2 protein-coding genes and 1 pseudogene are annotated in these 2,947 nt (G+C 54.2%); 1 reads left to right on the plus strand and 2 read right to left on the minus strand.

The genetic code is table 11. From position 1 onward, the window contains the following. Nucleotides 1-80: 80 nt before the first annotated feature. Nucleotides 81-362: a glycoside hydrolase family protein gene (locus FN828_RS20285; RefSeq protein ID WP_235891551.1), complete on the plus strand. Its 282-nt coding sequence runs from the start codon at nucleotides 81-83 to the stop codon at nucleotides 360-362. A gap of 218 nt (nucleotides 363-580) precedes the next feature. Here FN828_RS20285 and FN828_RS20290 read toward each other — a convergent pair whose 3' ends face one another. Together FN828_RS20290 and FN828_RS20295 are read right to left on the minus strand one after the other, a co-directional pair. Next, nucleotides 581-1,774, minus strand: coding sequence for a DUF4238 domain-containing protein (locus FN828_RS20290; protein ID WP_185959110.1), 1,194 nt, complete (start codon nucleotides 1,772-1,774; stop codon nucleotides 581-583). 283 nt (nucleotides 1,775-2,057) lie between these two features. After that, nucleotides 2,058-2,474: pseudogene (locus FN828_RS20295) on the minus strand (tyrosine-type recombinase/integrase); the annotation flags it as partial. Between the last annotated feature and the right edge of the window lie 473 nt (nucleotides 2,475-2,947).

Below are 2,947 nucleotides of genomic sequence, written 5' to 3' on the forward strand. Positions count from 1 at the left end.
ATGGAGTGCGATCATCATCGTCTGGCATGACAATCGACCTCGGTGAGCGGTGTCGCGTGACGGTCCCCGCAGATTTTGACATGGACGCTTTGGCGGGCTGCGTAAGCAATGACATAGAGCGCCGTATTCCAACTCAGACGGCGGCAGCGTTGCTGTCCTGGACCTATAATGTCGGGGTGGGGGCGGCGTGTCGCTCCACCCTGGTGCGCAGGCTGAATGCGGCGGAGTGGGGGGCTGTTTGTCCTGAGCTGTCGCGCTGGACCCGGGCCGGGGGGCGCGTTGTGCGCGGGCTGGTCAATCGCCGGGCGGCGGAGCGGGCCGACTGTGAAGCCGGTTTGCAGAGCGCGGGGATACTGACATGATCGCCCGCGCCCTTGACCGCTCCAGGCCCGATGGCACGAGCGCTTTATCTTGCGACGTTCTCGGCCCAAAGCCGCCGCCTGACCGCTGATGGCGATGCTGCAGTTGCAGCCCGCATAGCCGACGTTCGTGCAGCTTGCAGCATTCCAGACCAACTCAATGACTGGATCGCGGACAAAATCGCCGATTGGTTTGATCTTTCAGATGTCTGCTCTGTCGCCTAGTTCGAATTCCGATACTGCCTCAACCTCTGCCCGATATAGGGTTCCAGCGGATGCGACGCGACAAATGCCGCAAAGTCACTGTGAGGTTGTTGAATACCTGTGTCATTACCTATGAAATCCTCCACGATCTGAAGCCAATAAGGGTCTCGAAGCGGCGAGACCATAGAGCCATCGTCGTAGAATTGCGGACGGGACTTCAAGTCAAGCCCAGAAAATCGAATATCCTTTGCTGGTTTGGTTCCACCAATCACCACTAATTCGGATCTCGCTCCCTCTGTAGGAGCGGCGTATTCATCCTTGTCCGTCACGGCAAATCCAGTGCCATCTGCGAGCTTGTCTGCTCTTGTAAACTCAAATCGGCGATCTTTGCGCCCGGTTGTCATGGTTAGGGATTTGAGTTGAGTCTCTTCAAGATCTTGCGGGACATAAATGACTTTATCGGCATTAATCCATTGCAGCGCATTTAGTCCGTGAACATCTTTGCCTTTTGTTAGCAGTAAGTAGCCGCATTTATCTGCGATCCTGTAAGTGCCTGCATCCAACAACATTAGGGAAAACTTCGGTGAAATTGGCATGAAGATTTGCAATCCAGCGGCAGCAAGCCCAGTTCCATGATTGCTTGGAAATCTGCGACGGCAAAACCAGTTGGTTATGACCACCGGATGGTCAGAAATTACAAATGGTATTTTGGTTTTGTTTTCAATTAGAACTTGCTGCAAGTCATACAATAACGGGCTTGTTTTGATCGCATTGGCGGTTGATAGCGTTGAGCTATTTTCCACCCGTATTCGCACACTTCGCAAAGCGTCTTCATCAAAGGAGCCCGAAAGGCATAGTTTCGCCATCGCCTCAAATCTGTCGCTCTGATCTTCAGCCGAGCGTAGTGTTCTGCCATATTGCATAGCGAGGAAGAGAGGTATTTCAGGTAGCTTACGCCCTGAGATCCCCTTGGATTGGATGAGTTCCCTTAGCAGGTTGGCTTGCGCACCCTCGATTACAGATAGATTCTTCTCAACTTCAAGATCGTCTCCATAGAAGTACTCTCGATAACACTGCTCACGCAACGAAGCGCCTCTGATCATTTTCATTGATGGTATGTGAAAAAGATTGATCCGTTTGGCGGACGCATCAGTTGAAAAGTGTCGAAGGACATACTTGGGAACGAAATGTTGTCGCTTGTTGTCGGCCAAGACTGCCCCCAGAAACGGAATCCACTCTCAAACATCTTGTGTTTTTGATGAGGAAACACAACCCAGACCGTAGCATTCATATGGGTTGAGGCGCTCAGAAAGTGAACGGAGCGAAGTCTCAGGTAGTTACCTTTCTCAAAACGGAAAACATTAATGTCTGCTGTGAAAAAAACCTTGAGTTGCTGGCTACAACGCAGCGAAGGGCAGCTATCCTGAAGGTTTTTCGATGCGGGCCGCTGCGCAACAGCACCAGCCATGAGATGACGGCCCGCGTTGACAAACCTCGGAAGCCCGCACCATAGCTGATGCCGAGAGCCGCCCGATACTTGAGCCCAGGACCGGGAACGGCGGCCAGCAAGTCGGCCACTTCCTCAACGCTGAGCACGACCGGCAACTTCCGAGGCTTTCGATGGAACTGCATGTAGCGCTTCATCTCTTCCCGCCCGCAGGTCACGCCGAAGAAGAACCTCAAGGAAATGATACGCACATTGAAGGTACTGGCGGATACCCCGTCCTTGGTCATCTTCAGCTGGTATGACCGCAGTTCTTCCGGCGTTGCCGTGTCTGGCGAACGGCCGAGAAAGGTCGCGAAATGCTTCACATTCCGGATATGTGCCTTCTGGGTCTTCTCGCCCAAGCCCCGAATGTTCATATCTTCGATCATCCGCTGGCGCAGCGGGCTTACTCTCTCCTCTGTCATGGGAGCCTCCTGTCTGATGATTGAGAAGGCCCCAATCGTCAGCCAGATCGCCAAGATCACAAAATGCGCGCCGTTTTGGTCAGGTCACAACACCCGCCACAGGCGCCAATGCCGCGGAAGCGGCTTAGTCCTTCCGCCCTTCGTGCCGGATGAGACTTCCGGCCCGAAGCCGACCTTCGCGCCAAGCGCGGCAGATGGCCGGTTCCAGCCGGCTTCACAAGCTTTTCAAGAGAGGCAGTGAGTGTTGAAGCTCATGCATCCGCATGCGACCACTTGATTGAGGCACAACGTGCCCTCGTCGATAGGTTGCTCCGGTGGCACATTTCGTCAGAATTCTGCCGCCTGCACGTAGCGACACTCGACATTGCACATGGCACATGGGTAGTGTCCCGGGAGATGGTGTAGGAACTGGCGTCCACCTGCTTCTTCATAGCTGGTGCTGCTCGTTCACTGCGCGGCGATCATCGTCGCCG

This window comes from Thalassovita litoralis (assembly GCF_900182725.1).
Lineage (GTDB): Bacteria > Pseudomonadota > Alphaproteobacteria > Rhodobacterales > Rhodobacteraceae > Thalassobius > Thalassobius litoralis.

Bases quoted from the DNA above. Each gene is read 5' to 3' on its own strand.
- FN828_RS20285 (WP_235891551.1), top strand. From the start codon at position 81: ATGGACGCTTTGGCGGGCTGCGTAAGCAATGACATAGAGCGCCGTATT.